Raw genomic sequence first — 16497 nt, 5'->3', positions numbered from 1 at the left:
CCACGTGCCGACCAGCCCGAATTTCATCACAGGCCGACACCGACTGCTCGGCAAGCGTGGTGCCGCACTACGCGGCAACGTCGCGGGAACGCCACGGACACACCGCCGGAACCTCACTGCACGGCCCCTGATCTGCGCACCGTCTCGCCGAATGTCGATTCGGTCACCTCGAGGGACGGCCTCGGAAAGTCCGACACCCACCATCCGGTCGCCGTACCCTTGATCAGTGATCGAGTAGTCGACTTCTCGCGCGTTCGGCGCCGCGACAGAGGCGGCGACAGGGGTGCTTCGGCACCGCGCTGACGCACTTTGCCGCGCACCGAGTACCGCACGGAGCACATGGAGCAGAGATGTCCGATCCCAGCCACACATCGACCACCACCGCCCCGCCGAGGGACGTCTCCAACACCGAACTCGTCCGGTGGGCTTTCGGCCGCCTCAACGCCAACGACGTGGACAGCCTGCGCAGCTTCTGGTGGACGGCCGACTCCGTCGTGCGCTTCCCCACCGGCACCTGTCGTGGAACCGCCGAGATCGCCGCCTACTTCGATCAGCTCTTCGCCGCCGTGGCCGACTTCGCGATGGAGGTCGTGTCGATCTCCGAGTCCGGCGACGACGTGTTCGTCCACTGGCATGTGACCGGCCGTCACGTCGGTACCTTCGTCGGCGTCGCCGGGACCGGGCGGCGTATCGACTTCGAGGGCATCGATCACTTCGTCGTCGCGGGCGGGAAAGTCGACACGAACACCGTGCGCTACGACCAGATGGAGTTCGCCCGCCAGATCCACATGCTGCCCCCGGACGGATCGATGGCGGATCGCGCGATGAAGGCCGCGTTCAACGCCACAACACGTGTGGTGGGCATCGTTCGCCGTCGCTGACCCAAGTGTCGAGGGGCGCCTCCGACGCCGCCGGCGCCGATGGCAAGCTTGTCGGGTGTTCCGTCTCCTGTTCCACGAGCCCCGCATCCCCCCGAACACCGGCAACGCCATCCGGTTGGTCGCCGGGACGGGGTGTGAGCTGCACCTGGTCGAGCCGTTGGGCTTCGATCTGTCCGAGCCGAAGCTGCGGCGGGCGGGGTTGGACTACCACGACCTGGCGTCGGTGACGGTGCACGCGAGCCTCGAGGCGGCGTGGGCGGCGTTGGCGCCGGAGCGGGTGTACGCGTTCACCGCGCACGCCGACACGTCGTACGCCGACATCGAGTACCGCGCCGGGGACGTGCTGCTGTTCGGTCCGGAGCCGACGGGTCTGTCCGAGGAGGTACTCGCCGATCCGCACGTGACCAGCCGGGTGCGGATCCCGATGATCCCCGGTCGTCGGTCGCTGAACCTGTCGAACGCGGCGGCGGTGGTGACCTACGAGGCGTGGCGCCAGCACGGCTTCGCCGGGGGCGTCTGAGTCAGGCGACCGCGGCCCGGCGGCGCAGTTCGTCGATGCCCGGGCCACCGAGCCGGGGCAGCGCGGCCCGCCGGCCGGTGAGCAACAGCAGGATCGCGTCGATCGGGCCCGTCACCTCCGGCCCCGACCCGACGGCCCAGTCGATGTCGGTGGCGCGGAACCGGAACTCCTCCGACGGCACCCGGCGGAACACCCGCGACTTCCCGTCACCGCGGTAGGGCACGCGCCACCGCCCGGATACCGTGGACCACACCCGGGTGGCCGCGAAGGCCGATGCCTCCGTGGGCATCTCGAGATCACGCCCGAGCGGGATCGCGATGTCCTGGCCGTGTACGAGGATGTCGACGAGCGTTTCGGCGGGAGTCACCCCGATGTTGTGGCGTCGCGACCCGACCATCGCCCGGATCGCGGCGATCATCTCGTCCGTCGGCATCCCCGCCCGCCGGCGTGCGCTCTCCCTGATCACGCGGTTCACCCCGCCGAGCACCCCCGGGTGCCGGAGGGCCAGGCGCAGCACGTCACCGATCGTGAGCTGTTGCAGCGTCAGATGCGCCGCGACATCACGGACCGTCCACCCGAAGCACAGCGACGGGCAGTCCCAGTCGCTCCGTTTCAGCTCGGACAGCAGGTCGGCCGTGCGCAGGCGCTGGGCGTCGATCGCGGCCCACACTTGGTCGTCGGTGAACTCGACATCGGCCATCGCCCCGCCCTTTCCGTCAGGCCCGTCTCGCCTCGACCCGCATCTGGGTGAAGCGGAACACGCCGGGCCGGTCCACGACCTGCTCGTAGGCGTCGATCACCTCGGCCATGAACCGGTCGGCCCGGTCCGGCGACAGCCGACCCGTCCAGTCGGTGGACCCCACAGCGGCCCACCGCGTGAAGTCGTCACGGGAACCGAAGTCCCACTCCACATCCCAGGTGCGCAGCGCGGTCACGGCGAGCCCGGACGACGCCGCGAGTTCCGGATACGACTCCGGATCGGGGTGGATGTAGGGCGCGGTGAAGCCGGTGAAGTCGGCGGCCCACTCGGGCCGACGCGCAACCTCCGTCTCGACGTCCTCGATGCTCGGCCGGGCGGATGCACACACCATCTGCACCATCGCCCGACCCGACGGGTTCAGGGCCCGGGCGATCGCCGACAGCGCCTCGTGCTGCTCCGCCACCCAGTGCAGCGCGTTGAACGAGACCGCCACGTCGAAGTCGCCCGCGAACGGCAGGTCCCGCGCGTCGGCCACCAGGAAGCGCGCCGTGGCCCCCTGGGGCACCGGACGGCTCGCGGCCGTGGAGATCATCCGCGGGGACGCGTCCACCCCGACCACCGAGCCCCGCGGCAGGCGCTCCGCCAACTCGAGGGTGACCGAGCCGTCCCCGCACCCGACGTCGAGGAGCCGTTCGTCACCGGCGAGATCGAGACCGGCGAGCGCCTGCTCGGCGAGTGTGCGCTGCAGCGCACTCACCTCGGCGTAGTCGCGACCGTCCCACGCAGGCACGCAGTCAGCATACGGAGGATCCGCCGCGGAGACTGCCGATCAGCCCTGATCCCGGCCGGCTTCGTACCGGGCCAGCGTGTCGAGGATGCGATCGACGAGGGCGTCGATGTCGGCGCCGGTGGTGTCGAAGGCGAGGTCCGGGTTCTCGGGCGCCTCGTACGGGGCGTCGATGCCGGTCAGTCCGCGCAACTCCCCCGCCTTCGCCCGGGCGTACAGTCCCTTCGGGTCCCGTCGCGCGCACTCCTCTACCGGGGTGCTCACGTGGATCTCGAGGAACGGCAGGTCGGCGGCCTCGTTGAGGGCTCGGGCGATGGCCCGGTCCGAGCGCAGCGGCGAGACCATCGACGCGATGGCGACGACTCCGGCGTCGGCGAACAGCCGGGTGAGGTGCCCGACACGGCGGATGTTCTCCGCCCGATCGCCCGGTGTGAAACCCAGGTCGTCCGAGATGCCGTGCCGCACGTTGTCGCCGTCGAGCAGGTAGGCGGCGCGGCCCGAGTCGACGAGCGCGCGTTCGAGCGCCACCGCCACGGTCGACTTCCCCGACGCGGGCAGCCCGGTGAGCCAGATCGTGGCGCCTCGCTGGCCGGTCGACTCCCACCGGCGTCCCCGCTCGACCGCGGACGGGTGCCAGGTGATGTCGCGACGCGCCTGCTCGCCCGGAACGACTTCCCTTGTCGCGCCGACCGTTCCGGCTCCGACCGTGTCGTTGCTGTGCTCGTCGATCAGGATGAACGCGCCCGTGTCGCGGTTGGCGCGGTAGGTGTCGGCGAGGACCACCGTGCTCGTCCGCAGGGTGATCCGGCCGATGTCGTTGAGCGCCAGCTCGCTGGGAGACTCGTTCTCCTCCAACGTTTCCGGGTCGATGCGGCTGTGCAGCTCCTGCACCGTCGCCCGCACCGTGCTCGTGGTGTGCTTGAGCAGCACCCGGTCACCGGCCCGCAACGGTGTCTCGCTGAGCCAGCACACGGTCGCGTCGATCTCGCGGGCGGACACCGGGACCTCGTCCGCGGCGGCGCTGACGATCAGGTCCCCGCGGGCGACGTCGATCTCGTCCGCGAGCTCCAACGACACCGACAGCGTCGCGACCGCGACGGACCGATCCTCGTCGAGGGTGTCGAGAGCGACGACCCGGCTGCGCGAGCCGGACGGCAGGACGACCACCTCGTCGCCGACGGCGAGGGTCCCGGCGGACAGCCGGCCTGCGTAGCGACGGCGGCGGCCGTCACCGGGACGCGACACCCACTGGACCGGCAGGCGCAGACCGGACGCGACGGCGGACGGCGCGGCGAGTTCGACGTCCTCGAGGTACTCGAGCAGGGTGGGGCCCTCGTACCACTCGGTGGAATCCGAGCGGGTGACCACGTTGTCGCCCCGCGTCGCGGACACGGGGATCACCGTGATCTCCGGGACACCGAGCCGGTGCGCGAGCTGGGCGAGTTCGGCCTCGACCTCCTTGAACCGCACCTCGTCGAAGCCGATGAGGTCGATCTTGTTCACCACCGCGACCAGGTGCGGGACCCCGAGCAGGGACGCGATCCGTGCGTGCCGCCGGGTCTGGCGCAGCACACCGGCCCGCGCGTCCACCAGGAGCACCGCGACGTGGGCGTTGGAGGCGCCGGTGAACATGTTGCGGGTGTACCGTTCGTGACCCGGTGTGTCGGCCAGCACGAAACTGCGGGTGGTCGTGGAGAAGAAGCGGTAGGCGACGTCGATGGTGATGCCCTGCTCACGCTCGGCGCGCAGACCGTCGGACAGCGCGGCGAGGTCCGGTTCACCGTCGTCGCCGGTGACCGCCTCGAGGTGGTCGGCCGGCAGTGAACCGGTGTCGTGGAGCAGCCGCCCGATCAGGGTGCTCTTGCCGTCGTCGACACTGCCCGCCGTGGCGAGTCTGAGCAACTGGCGGGGAGGCAGTTGGCGGGGTGCGGTGCTGGTCATCAGAAGTATCCCTCGCGCTTGCGGTCTTCCATCGCGGCTGCGGAAGTCCTGTCGTCGGCCCGGGTCTCGCCGCGTTCGGAGACCGTCGCCGCGGCGATCTCCGCGATGACGCCGTCGACGTCGTCGGCGTCGGAGCGCACCGCCCCGGTGATGGTGAGATCGCCGACGGTGCGGTACCGGACCCGGAGGCGGTGCACCGTTTCGTCCTCGGTCGGAATCGTGTATTCGGAGAGCCCGAGCAGGATGCCGTCGCGCTCGAAGACCTGGCGGTCGTGCGCGAAGTAGATCGACGGCAGCGCGAGACTCTCCAGCTGGATGTACCGCCACACGTCGATCTCGGTCCAGTTGCTCAGCGGGAACACCCGCACCTGCTCGCCGCGGCGGATGCGGCCGTTGTACAGCGACCACGGTTCGGGCCGCTGCGAGCGCGGATCCCACTGTCCGAATTCGTCGCGGAAGCTCAGCACCCGTTCCTTCGCCCGGGCACGTTCCTCGTCCCGCCGGGCCCCGCCGAACGCGGCGTCGAAGCGATGCTCCTCGAGCGCGTCGAGCAGGGTGCGGGTCTGCAGCCGGTTGCGGGACGAACCCGGGCCGTCGGCCTCGGTCACCCGTCCCCGGTCGATCGAGTCCTGAACCGACGCCACGATCAGCCGGTGACCGGTGTCGGCGACCAACCGGTCGCGGAACTCGATCACCTCGGGGAAGTTGTGCCCGGTGTCGACGTGCAGGATCGGAAACGGCAGGGGGGCAGGCCGGAACGCCTTCTCCGCCAGCCGCAGCAGCACGATGGAGTCCTTGCCCGCCGAGAACAGCAGGACGGGGCGTTCCAGCTCGGCCACCACCTCACGGATGATGTGCACGGCTTCGGCCTCGAGCGCGCGCAGTTCGTCCACCCACACCGGGTTGTCCACGACCGTCACAGCGGAAGTCCCTTCTCGGCGGCTTCGGCGCGGTACCGCTCCACCCATTCCCGGGACCGGCCGTCGCTCTGCCGCTTGATCGGCGGCGGGGGCGCCAGCTCCGGATTCTGACCGAGGTCGACCAGCACCTTGGCGACCGTGGCCTGGGGGTCCTTCACGAGATCCTCGAAGCTGACGTCCACGTGGTCCAGCCCCTCGTCGTCGAACCACGTGCGCCACTGCTCGTCCTGGTGTCGCAGGATGCGGAGCAGGTGCGCGATGCCCTCGGCGTGGTACTCGGCGCCGTCGTCGAGGGCGGGTGGTGTGGCGTCGTCGCGCCACACCTGGGTCTGCACCGCCCGCCACATCGACACGGCCTGCGCGACGACGTCGCCGCGGAAGACGTGGATGAAGGTCAGGTCGGATCCGAGGATGTCGTCGAGCGCTGCCCGCAGGCCCGTTCCGGAGCGGTTCCCGAGCTGCGCTGCGCGGTCGAGCACCAGCGGCACCTGGTTCCACATGAGCTTGCCGCCCCACACGCCGTTCGGGGTCCGGCCCAGGCTGAGCAGCTGGTCGCGCCACTGCTCGGAGGTGCGGGTGTCGACGACGCCCGGCTCGAGTGGCGCGAGCAGCGAGAGCACGCTCTCGTCCGTCACACCCTCGAACCACTGCCGGGGTTGCGGTGAGCGGCTGGTGGACGGCAGGTACTGGAAGTACTCCTCGGGATTGCCCGCAACCGTAGTGGCCCGGAGGGACTCGACGAGCAGGGTGCTTCCACTGCGCTGGGACGCGCAGACAAGATACGAACTGGGCTCGGACATGCGGGCAACAGTAGGGTCGCGGCAACGATGCGCAACCGCTGGAGACAGGCGTGAGCCGAAGTCTTGAACGGCTCGGGTGGGGGCGACAGAATCGACCGTTGTCTACCGTTCGAAGGAGTTCAGATGCCCACACCCGACAACGTCCTGGTCGTGCACTGGCACGATCTCGGCAGGCATCTCGGGTGCTACGGGGCGTCGGGCGCACACAGTCCGAACATGGACCGGCTGGCGTCCGAGGGCATCCTGCTGACGAACGCGCACGCCGCCTCGCCGCTGTGCTCCCCGTCCCGCGGCGCACTGTTCTCCGGTCGGTATCCGCACGAGAACGGTCTGGTCGGGTTGGCGCACCACGGTTGGGAGTACCACCCCGATGTCCGGACCCTGCCGTCCGTGCTGTCCGAGGCGGGCTGGTACACAGCGCTTTTCGGGATGCAGCACGAGACCGCCTATCCGAGCCGGCTGGGGTACCACGAATACGACGTGTCCAACTCGTACTGCGACTTCGTCGTCGACCGGGCGTCGAACTGGCTCACACGCCACCCCCCGACACCGTTCATGTTGACGACGGGCTTCTTCGAGACCCATCGCCCCTACCCGCCGGACATGTACCCGGTCGACGACCCGAACGGTTTCGACGTGCCGTCGTACCTGCCGGACCACCCCGGCGTCCGCGACGACCTCGCGGCGTTCCACGGCTCCATCGAGGTCGCCGACGCGGCGGTCGGCCGGCTGCTGGACACCCTCGCCGAGGAGGGCTTCGACGACAACACGTGGGTGGTGTTCTTCACCGACCACGGCGAGGCGTTCCCCCGGGCCAAGTCGACGCTGTACACGCGGGGCACCGGGATCGCGATGATCGTGCGTCCGCCGCGCCGGCTGCGCCGGGGCCCCCTCGTGGACGACAACCTCTTCAGCGGCGTCGATTTCGTTCCGACGCTGCTCGAGCTGCTCGGCGTCGAGGTCCCGGGGTCCGTGGCGGGCGTCTCCCACGCCGACCGATGGCTCGGGCGGACCGGCGCACCGGCCCGGGACCTGCTGTTCACCGAGAAGACGTACCACGACAGTTTCGACCCGATCCGGGCCGTGCGCTCGACGCGCTACAGCTACATCGAGAACTACGCGCCCCGGCCCGCACTGGATCTGCCGCTCGACATCGAGAACAGCCCGTCGCGGGCCGCGCTGGGCACCGACCACCTGGTGCCCCGCGCCGGCCGGGAACTGTACGACCTGGCTTCCGACCCCGACGAGGTGGTCAACCTCGCCGGCACCCCCGCGCTCGCGGCGGTGGAGGCGGAGCTGGCCGCGGAACTGCAGCGCTGGCGGGAGACGACCGGCGACCGGATCCCCAGCGAGGAGGAGGGCACGGCCTACGCGAAGCGGGCGATGGCGGAGTACCTCGCCAAGCTCGACTCGGCCCCGAACGTCCGGTCCGGTCTCAGCTCGGACCGAGGCATCCTCGACGACGCCACCAGCGGGGTCTGACGCCGGTTCGTCAGGACCCGTGGAACGGGTCCTGACACTGGCAGTACATGGCACACGGCACGGTGTGATCGACCATCAGGATCTCCGCGCACCGCGCGGGGGCGGGCCGCAGACGCAGCAGTCGGCCGATCCGCTGCGGCGGCGCCGTGCAGGCCGGATGGCCGCACGACGGGCAGCGGCCGCGACGTTCGACCGCCTCGAGTTCAATCACGCTGGACCGGTACACCGGCACAGGATGACTCGGCGGCCGCGCCTGCGGAAGGGTTCGGCTCGCGCTGCGCGGATTACCGGCCGCCGGCAGCGATGTCGAGGAACTCGCGCGCCGAGCCGCGCAGTCCCCGATCCCGGTCCCAGACCGCGAGCAGTCGGCGCGGAATCCGCAGACCCGCCAGCTCGACGGCGACGAGCCGGCCGTCCGCGAGGTCGGCGGCGACGGCGAGCGACGACACCACGGCGGGTGCGTTGCCGGCGACGACCGCCGCCTTGACCGCGGTGCACGAGGTGAGCTCGAGCAACGGGGCGACACAGCCGGGCACCGCCTGCTCGAGGGTGTTGCGGGTGCCGGACCCGAACTCGCGCTGGATCAGTGGGGTGCGAGCCAGTTCGGTCGGCGCGATCGGGCCGGACCGGGCCCACGGGTGCGCGGGCGGGACGACGACCACGAGTTCGTCGCGGGCAACCTCCCGGAAGTCGAGTCCCGACGGCACCTCGGGGCCCTCGACGAAACCGAGGGCCGCCCCGCCGGCGAGGACCAGCGCCGCCACGTCGGTGGAGTTGAGCAGGCGCACCGACGTCACCACGTTCGGATGCCTGCGCCGCATCGTCACCGTCCAGCCCGGAACCAGGTACTCGGCGATGGTCATGCTCGCCGCGACGGTGAGGTTCGCCTCCCGCTCCCCCCGCAGCGCTGAGATTCCGGATGCGAGATGCTCTGCCGCGGTGACGGTTCCGGCTGCCCACTCGAGCACCAGCCCACCCTCGTACGTGGGGGTGACCCCGGTCGGGTTGCGATCGAAGACCTTGATGCCGAGCTGACGCTCCGCGGACCGCACCCGCGCGCTGACGGCCTGCTGGCTGAGTCCGTGTTCGCGCCCGGCGGCGCCCATGCTGCCCAGGCGCGCCACCGAGACCAGTACGTCGAGAGCACCGAGTTCGGGGACTCTGGGTGAGAGCGGCATGCCGCCAGGATAACTCGCCCACAACCCTCGCTTGTGCCCAGCGGTCCGACGCGGTGTCCGCCCGCGTCAGAGCGCGAGCACCAGCACCGCCGCGGCGACCGCGGCGATCCCCACCAGTGCCACCAGCACCCACACGAGGATCTTCCCCGCCGAACGCCAGCCGGACTCGGTCTCCGTCGCGGCGGAACCGTCCGCCTCCGCCACCGTGACGACCGGCATCTCCCCCGACGCCAGGACCGGCACGGACCGCTCGCCGGTCGAGGCACCCGCCGCGACCGCCTCGATCGCCGCCGCATCCGCTTCCGCCTCGACCGGCAGCGGAGCCCGGATCGCGGTCAGCACCTCGGTGACGTCGTAGGACGGCGGCAGCCCGATCGGCCGGTTCGGCCGCGTGGAACTGCGGAACCCCGCCGCGAGGATCGCCGCACCCAGCGCCGCGGCCTGCTCCGGGCCGGGACCGACCACCACGTGCACACCGAACTTGCCTGCCAGGGCGTCGGCGACACCCCGCATCGCGACGTCGTCGCGGGCGACGAGTCCGTCGCCGGTCACGACCACCGCGTCCAGGTTCGACGGCAACCACCCGAATGCACCGAGGGCACTGGACAACTGCGCGGTCGGCGACGATCCGCGACCCGCGGCGAACCGGAAGGCACGACCGCTCGAGACGCCCGAGCGGACCAGCGTCACGGTCGCGCCGGCGTCGTCGACGTGATAGCTGCCGATCAACTGTCCCGGCTGCTCCGCGACCTCGGACTCGAACCACGCTCCCGCCGCCTCGGCGTCGGAGACGAGCGAGATCTCGTTCAGGCCCGCGTAGTTCAGGGAGTTGCGAAGGTCCGCCACCAGATCGGCATCCCACATGGAGGGATACGTCGTGACGACGGCGGGCGCGCCACCGTCGCGACCTCCGAAGGTCGGCAACGGTTCGCACTCACGGATCAGACTGCGCAGGGCCGAGACGACGACGTCCTCCGCCCGGTACCGGGTGCCGTCACTGGTCGCGACGCCCTCCGGATCTCCGACGCGCGCAACGAATCCCGACACCGTGCTGACGAACTCGGTCCCCTCGGGCGGGTCGCCGCCACCGAGGAGGGCCCGGCCGTCGGAGCAGATGTACAGCACCGTGTCCCGGACGATGACGATCGGGTCGGGAGTGCCCGGTTCGTTCGACGCGACCACGAGGGTCGACACCAGACTGCCGATCCTGATCCCAATTCCCACAGACATGCGTCTACTCCATTCGCGCGACGAACAGACAGCAATCTACGCGGTCGTGGGGAGGTCCCTCACCACACCGCGCGCAGCACACATCCTTCCGACGCGGACGATCTCACCGTCCGGTCGGGCAGGGCCACCCTCGCGATCAGGCGAGGGTGAGGAACAGCTTCTCGAGCTCCGCCTCGGTCATCGGTTCCTGGTTGTCGCGGTTCGTGCCCTCGAGGCAGTCCCGCAGCCCGGTCGCGACGATCTTGAACCCGGCGCGGTCGAGGGCCCGGGACACCGCAGCGAGCTGGGTGACCACGTCCTTGCAGTCGCGGCCGTTCTCGATCATGGAGATGACTCCCGCCAGCTGACCCTGCGCCCGGCGCAACCGGTTCAGCACCAGGGCGATGCTCTCCTCGTCACCCGTCATCTTCGGCACCTGTTCTTCCTGTTGACGACCAACACTCGCAGGGTACCCCTTGGGGTATCCCACGTTCTCCCTGGCGGCACGCGGTCCGCGCGGCCACACTGGAGTCACAGAGGCGAACGCTCCCCCATCCCCCAGCGACAGGAGAGGTCCATGAGCAACAACGGGCCGTTCGGCTTCGACGCCGACGACTTCGACCGCAAGGCCCGCGAGGTCGGAGAAGGCATCCGCGACGCCCTCGGCAGGCTGGGCAACATCTTCGGCGACATGGGGGTGGGCACGGTGTGGTCGAGCGGCAGCGGGCCGGACGACGTGACCGTCAACCGCCCGCGCCGGCCCACCACCGGCGAGACCGGCAACGGCGTCTGGGCCGTCTTCGTCGTCGACGACGAGGGAACCGCCTCCGTCGAGCAGGTCTTCGCCACCGAACTCGATGCGCTGCGTGCCAACAAGTCGAACACCGATCCGCACCGCCGGGTCCGGTTCCTGCCCTACGGCATCGCGGTCGGCGCCCTCGACGACGACCACGACACCGGCACGGGACCGACGGACGGCGCCGACGACTACACCGAGCCCGACCCGGAACACTGATCGCCCGCCCGGGGGTTCACTCGAAGGATCAGACCAGAGCGGCGGCGTGCGCCTGTCCGGTCAGCCAGGTGCGGTAACCGCCGTCGAGGTTGCGCACGTCGCGGCCGAGCTGTCGCAGGATCCGCGCGGCGGTGTGACCGCGCTGGCCGACCTGGCAGTGCACGACGATGTCGCCGGCGGGCAGTTCGTCGGCCCGGGCCCGCAGTGCATCGAGTTCGATGTTGACGGCGCCGGGGATCGATCCGGCCGAGAACTCCGCGGGAGTGCGGACGTCGACGAGCGTGGCGCCGTCGTCGACCACGGAGTCGAGTTCATGCCACTGGACGGTGTCCGCCGTGCCGGTCCGCAGATTGTCTGCGATGTAGCCGAGCATGTTCACCGGATCCTTCGCGGACCCGAACTGGGGCGCGTACGCCAACTCGAGATCGGCGAGTTCCGACGCGGTGATGCCGCCGACCATCGCGGTCGCGATCACGTCGATGCGTTTGTCCACCCCGTCCCCGCCGACGCCCTGGGCACCGAGGATCGCGTCGCTGTCCGGGTCGACCAGCAGCTTCAGCGACATGCCCTGCGCGCCCGGGTAGTACCCCGCGTGCGACTGGGGGTGGGTGTGGATCGCCCGGTACGGCCGCCCGGCGGCACGCAGCCGTTTCTCGTTCCATCCGACGGCGGCGGCCATCAGGGAGAACACGCCGACGATGGCGGTGCCGACGACCGGACGCGGCCGGACTGGCAGCCCGGAGATGACGTCGGCGACGAGACGGCCCTGCCTGTTGGCCGGGTTGGCGAGCGGGACGAGTCCGGGCTCCCCGGAAAGCGCGTCGACCTTCTCGACCGCGTCACCGACCGCGTAGACGTGCGCCGCGGAGGTCCGCATCGTCTCGTCGACAGCGATGCCGCCACCCGGACCGGTCACGATCCCGGCGGCGACGGCGAGTCCGGACTCGGGACGCACGCCGATCGCCGTGACCACGATGTCCGCGGACAGCGTCCGACCGTCGGCCAGGGTGACCTCGTCCGCGCCGACCGAGACGACACCGGTCCCGAATTCGAGCCGAATCCCGTTGGCACGCAGCTTCTCCGCGACAGGTGTCGCCATCTCCGGGTCGAGTGGTGCGAGCACCTGGTCGGCGAGTTCGACGACCGTGACGTCGAGGTCGCGGCGCCGCAGGTTCTCCGCCAGCTCGACGCCGATGAAGCCGGCACCGACGATGACCGCGGTACGGGCAGTGGAGTCGAGCGCGGCGACGAGCCGGTCGACGTCCTCGACGTCGCGCAGCACCAACGCCCGCGAGGCGCCCGGAAGGTCGGGAACGACCGGGCTCGCGCCGGGGCTGAGCACCAGCTCGTCGTAGGTCTCGACGTGCTCGGCGCCGGTGGCGAGGTCGCGGGCGGTGACCGTGCGCGCCACGGTGTCGATCGAGGTGACCTCGGTGCGCACCCGCACGTCCAGACCGAATCGGGCGGCAAGGGATTCGGGGGTCTGCAACAGCAGCGCCGCGCGATCCTCGATCACCCCACCTGCGTAGTAGGGCAGCCCGCAGTTCGCGAACGAGACGTGTGCGCCCCGTTCGAACACCACGATCTGCGCGTCCTCGTTCAACCGCCGCAACCGGGTCGCGGCGGACATCCCCCCGGCGACCCCACCCACGATGACGACCTTCACGTCGACTCCCTTCTCTCGGCCACCAATATACCCCCATGGGTATATGCGGCCCCGGATCGAGAGCTACGCCACTCACCGGAAGTCCCGCGATTTCCCCGCCATCCGCAGGTCCATCCGCTGCAGCCGGTCCGCCACCACCGTCACCGCGCCCTCCGCGTTCTGCACCCGTCCCCGCACCAGCAGGGCAGGCGCGGTGTGGGCGAGGGTGCGATAGCGGGCCCACAGTCCCACCGAGCAGACCACGTTCACCATCCCGGTCTCGTCCTCGAGATTGATGAAGGTGACCCCGGCCGCGGTCGCGGGCCGCTGCCGGTGCGTCACCGCCCCGCCGACCAGCACCCGGTCCCCGTCCGGCACCGCGAGCAGCCGCGCCGCCGGGATCACGCCGAGCGCGTCGAGCTGGGGCCGCAGGAACTCGGTCGGGTACGAGTCCGGCGAGACGCCGGTCGCCCACACGTCCGCCGCAGCCAGCTCCACGTCGCTCATCCCCGGCAGCGTCGGCGCGGTCACGGACGCCCCGGTGCCGGGCAGCCGGTCGCGCCGCTCGCCCGCCGCGGCCCCGGCCGCCCACAGCGCCTGCCTGCGGGTCCCGGCGACAGTGGCCAGCGCACCCGCCGTCGCCAGCGACTCCGCCTGCGCGGTGGTCAGTTCCACCCGCCCGGTCAGATCGAGCAGCGACGTGAACGGTCCTCCCGCCTCGCGGGCGGCGACGATCTTCTCCGCCAACGCCGACCCGATGTGCCGCACCGGGTCCAGCCCGAGCCGCACCTCGGTACCGCCCCGCTCCAGGCCGGCGTACGCGAGGGAGGCGTTCACGTCCGGCCCGTGCACCACGACACCGTGCCTGCGCGCGTCGGCGACCAGCGACTGCGGTGAGTAGAACCCCATCGGTTGGGCCCGCAGCAGGCCGGCACAGAACGCCGCCGGGTGGTGCAACTTGAACCACGCCGAGTAGAACACCAGCGACGCGAACGACTGCGAATGACTCTCGGGGAAACCGAAGTTCGCGAACGCGTACAGCTTCTCGTAGATCCGGTCCGCGACCTCGCCGGTGATGCCGTGCAGATCCCGCATGCCGTCGTAGAGCCGTCCCCTGAGCCGCTCCATGCGTTCCGGGGACCGCTTCGACCCCATCGCCCGGCGCAACTGGTCGGCTTCGGCGGCGGTGAAGCCCGCGACGTCGACGGCCATCTGCATCAACTGTTCCTGGAACAGCGGCACCCCGAGGGTGCGTTCGAGCGAATGCCTCAGGCTGGGATGGTCGTAGGTGACCGGTTCCCGGCCGTTGCGGCGCCGGATGTACGGGTGCACCGAGCCGCCCTGGATCGGGCCGGGCCGGATCAGCGCCACCTCCACCACCAGGTCGTAGAACGTGCGCGGCTTCAGGCGCGGCAGCGTCGCCATCTGCGCCCGCGACTCCACCTGGAACACCCCGACCGAGTCTGCGCGGCAGAGCATCTCGTACACCGCACCCTCGGACAGGTCCAGCTTCGCCAGGTCCACCTCGATGCCCTTGTGCTCGGCGACCAGGTCGATCATGTAGTGCAGCGCCGAGAGCATGCCGAGGCCGAGCAGGTCGAACTTGACCAGACCGACCGCCGCACAGTCGTCCTTGTCCCACTGCAGCACGCTGCGGTTCTCCATCCGCGCCCACTCGACCGGGCACACGTCCGCGATCGGCCGGTCGCAGATCACCATGCCGCCGGAGTGGATCCCGAGATGCCGGGGGAAGCCCTCGATCGCACCGGCCAGCTCGAGGACCGCCGGGGGTATGTCCGTCCCCTTCTCGTCCTTGACGCCGGTCCACCGGCTGACCTGCTTGCTCCACGCGTCCTGCTGACCCTGCGAGTAGCCGAGGGCGCGGGCCATGTCCCGGACCGCCATCTTGCCTCGGTAGGTGATGACGTTCGCGACCTGCGCGGCGTACTCGCGGCCGTACCGGCGGTAGACGTACTGGATGGCCTCCTCGCGCCGATCCGACTCGATGTCCACGTCGATGTCCGGCGGCCCGTCCCGTTCCGGGGACAGGAATCGTTCGAAGAGCAGCTTGTTGCCGACCGGGTCGACGTTCGTGATGCCGATGGCGTAACAGACGGCCGAGTTGGCCGCCGATCCCCGCCCCTGACAGAGGATGTCGTTGCGTGTGCAGAACGACACGATGTCGTGCACCACCAGGAAGTAACCCGGAAAGCCCAGTTGTGCAACGACACCCAACTCGTGCTCGATCTGCCGATAGGCGTCGGGACGCTCCCGCGGGGTGCCGTAACGGTGCCGCGCACCGGCCATCGTCAGTTCCCGCAGCCAGCTGTCCTCGGTGTGACCGTCCGGCACGTCGAACGGCGGCAGCTTCGGAGCGATCAGCGCGAGGTCGAAGGCGCACTCCAGGCCGAGATCCACGGCGGCGGGGACAGCCGACGGGTGTTCGGCGAACAGCCGGGCCATCTCCGCCCCGGACCGCAGGTGCGCACCGCCGGTCGGGGCCAGCCACCCGGCGGCCTCGTCCAGCGACTGCCGCGCACGGACCGCGGCCATCGCCATCGCCAGTCGGCTCCGGTCGGGTGCGGCGAAGTGCGCGGCGGTGGTCGCGACCACGGGAACACCACAGCGGTCCGCCAGCGCGGCCAGCGCCGCGTTGCGTTCCGCGTCCTCGGCGATCCCGTGCGCGGTGAGCTCGACCGCCACCCGGTCGGCACCGAATCTGTCCAGCAGCGAACGCAGTTCCCGCTCCGCGGCGGACTCCCCCTCGGACGCCAGTGTGGCGCGCACGTTCCCCTTGCGGCACCCGGTGAGGATCTGCCAGTGCCCGTCGGACGCCTCCGCCAGGGAGTCGAGGTCGTAACGCGGCTTGCCCTTCTCGCCTCCGGCCAGGTGCGCGGCCGCGATCTGCCGGGACAACCGTCGGTACCCCTCCTGCCCGCGTGCCAGCACCAGCAGGTGCGTGCCGTCCGGGTCGGGAGTTCCGGTGCGGGGCGGCGCGGCCACGGCACCCGTTGCCGGAAGCGACAATTCGGCACCGAAGACCGTCCGCATCCGGAGTTCCTTCGCGGCTTCCGCGAACCGGACCACTCCGTACAGCCCGTCGTGGTCGGTCAGGGCGATCGCCTCGAGGCCGAGCCGGACCGCCTCCTCGACCAACTCCTCCGGCGCGCTTGCACCGTCGAGGAAGCTGAAGGACGAGTGGGCGTGCAGTTCGACGTAGGGCACGGCGGCGGCGGCGCGGACGACCTCACCGGCCCGGTAGGCACCCCGTTTGCGGGACCAGGCAGGGCTGTCGCTCCCGTCACCGGGGTACATCGCCTCCGGCGGAGTGCGCCCCGACCGCCCCGAGAGCACCCGCTCCAGCTCCGACCAGGTGGGCGGCCCGTTGTTCCAGCCCATCGACACACTCCTCCCGCTCG

15 protein-coding genes are annotated in these 16497 nt (G+C 70.7%); 4 read left to right on the top strand and 11 right to left on the bottom strand.

Going from position 1 to position 16497, the window contains the following annotated elements:
- Window positions 1–350 precede the first annotated feature (350 nt).
- Window positions 351–881, top strand: coding sequence for an ester cyclase (locus ACFYVR_RS10640; protein ID WP_387472522.1), 531 nt, complete (start codon window positions 351–353; stop codon window positions 879–881).
- A 55-nt stretch (window positions 882–936) separates the two neighbouring features.
- Window positions 937–1401 (top strand): tRNA (cytidine(34)-2'-O)-methyltransferase, encoded by a 465-nt coding sequence (locus ACFYVR_RS10635; protein ID WP_387472520.1) that lies wholly within the window; start codon window positions 937–939, stop codon window positions 1399–1401.
- A gap of 1 nt (window position 1402) precedes the next feature.
- On the opposite strand, the gene ACFYVR_RS10630 is transcribed toward ACFYVR_RS10635, so the two are convergent.
- The 5 genes from ACFYVR_RS10630 to ACFYVR_RS10610 are packed head-to-tail and all read right to left on the bottom strand — an operon-like array spanning window position 1403 to window position 6549.
- A complete protein-coding gene (locus ACFYVR_RS10630; protein ID WP_387472518.1) occupies window positions 1403–2101 on the bottom strand; it encodes a maleylpyruvate isomerase family mycothiol-dependent enzyme in 699 nt (232 codons plus the stop codon).
- Window positions 2102–2117: 16 nt separating this feature from the next.
- Window positions 2118–2891, bottom strand: a complete 774-nt coding sequence (locus ACFYVR_RS10625; protein WP_387472516.1) for a class I SAM-dependent methyltransferase — start codon at window positions 2889–2891, stop codon at window positions 2118–2120.
- Window positions 2892–2930: 39 nt separating this feature from the next.
- On the bottom strand, window positions 2931–4829 hold the full coding sequence (gene cysC, locus ACFYVR_RS10620; protein ID WP_387472514.1) for an adenylyl-sulfate kinase: 1899 nt from the start codon (window positions 4827–4829) through the stop codon (window positions 2931–2933).
- Window positions 4829–5797, bottom strand: a complete 969-nt coding sequence (cysD, locus tag ACFYVR_RS10615; RefSeq protein WP_387472512.1) for a sulfate adenylyltransferase subunit CysD — start codon at window positions 5795–5797, stop codon at window positions 4829–4831. The genes cysC and cysD overlap by 1 nt, the downstream gene beginning before the upstream one ends.
- Entirely contained in the window at window positions 5746–6549 is an 804-nt protein-coding gene (locus ACFYVR_RS10610; RefSeq protein ID WP_387472510.1) for a Stf0 family sulfotransferase, read from the bottom strand. Before ACFYVR_RS10610 ends, cysD begins: the two co-directional genes overlap by 52 nt.
- Before the next feature lie 123 nt (window positions 6550–6672).
- Here ACFYVR_RS10610 and ACFYVR_RS10605 point away from each other — a divergent pair, with 123 nt between their 5' ends.
- The gene (locus tag ACFYVR_RS10605; RefSeq protein ID WP_387472508.1) at window positions 6673–8031 is read left to right on the top strand and encodes a sulfatase; all 1359 of its coding nucleotides are present in this window, start codon (window positions 6673–6675) and stop codon (window positions 8029–8031) included.
- Between the two features lie 10 nt (window positions 8032–8041).
- Here the strand turns inward: ACFYVR_RS10605 and ACFYVR_RS10600 are convergent, their stop codons facing one another.
- The 4 genes from ACFYVR_RS10600 to ACFYVR_RS10585 all read right to left on the bottom strand — a co-directional run bounded on the left by ACFYVR_RS10600 (window position 8042) and on the right by ACFYVR_RS10585 (window position 10845).
- Window positions 8042–8242, bottom strand: a complete 201-nt coding sequence (locus ACFYVR_RS10600) for a hypothetical protein (RefSeq protein WP_387472506.1) — start codon at window positions 8240–8242, stop codon at window positions 8042–8044.
- A gap of 73 nt (window positions 8243–8315) precedes the next feature.
- Complete coding sequence (locus ACFYVR_RS10595) at window positions 8316–9209, bottom strand: LysR family transcriptional regulator (RefSeq protein WP_387472504.1); 894 nt, start codon at window positions 9207–9209, stop codon at window positions 8316–8318.
- A gap of 66 nt (window positions 9210–9275) precedes the next feature.
- The gene (locus tag ACFYVR_RS10590) at window positions 9276–10439 is read right to left on the bottom strand and encodes a hypothetical protein (RefSeq protein ID WP_387472502.1); all 1164 of its coding nucleotides are present in this window, start codon (window positions 10437–10439) and stop codon (window positions 9276–9278) included.
- Between the two features lie 136 nt (window positions 10440–10575).
- Window positions 10576–10845 (bottom strand): metal-sensitive transcriptional regulator, encoded by a 270-nt coding sequence (locus ACFYVR_RS10585; RefSeq protein WP_387472500.1) that lies wholly within the window; start codon window positions 10843–10845, stop codon window positions 10576–10578.
- Between the two features lie 150 nt (window positions 10846–10995).
- On the opposite strand from ACFYVR_RS10585, the gene ACFYVR_RS10580 reads away from it, so the two are divergent.
- On the top strand, window positions 10996–11433 hold the full coding sequence (locus ACFYVR_RS10580) for a hypothetical protein (protein WP_387472498.1): 438 nt from the start codon (window positions 10996–10998) through the stop codon (window positions 11431–11433).
- Window positions 11434–11461: 28 nt separating this feature from the next.
- Here the strand turns inward: ACFYVR_RS10580 and ACFYVR_RS10575 are convergent, their stop codons facing one another.
- Window positions 11462–13099 carry an FAD-dependent oxidoreductase gene (locus ACFYVR_RS10575; RefSeq protein ID WP_387472496.1) on the bottom strand — a complete coding sequence of 546 codons (1638 nt, stop codon included), beginning with the start codon at window positions 13097–13099 and terminating at the stop codon, window positions 11462–11464.
- 72 nt (window positions 13100–13171) lie between these two features.
- Window positions 13172–16477, bottom strand: coding sequence for an error-prone DNA polymerase (locus tag ACFYVR_RS10570; protein WP_387472494.1), 3306 nt, complete (start codon window positions 16475–16477; stop codon window positions 13172–13174).
- Between the last annotated feature and the right edge of the window lie 20 nt (window positions 16478–16497).

Origin of the sequence: Rhodococcus sp. NPDC003318, from assembly GCF_042879035.1 — a bacterium.
GTDB lineage: Bacteria > Actinomycetota > Actinomycetes > Mycobacteriales > Mycobacteriaceae > Rhodococcus_G.
The sequence above is the reverse complement of the archived record's forward strand: the minus strand, read 5'-3'. Positions and strand labels throughout refer to the sequence as shown.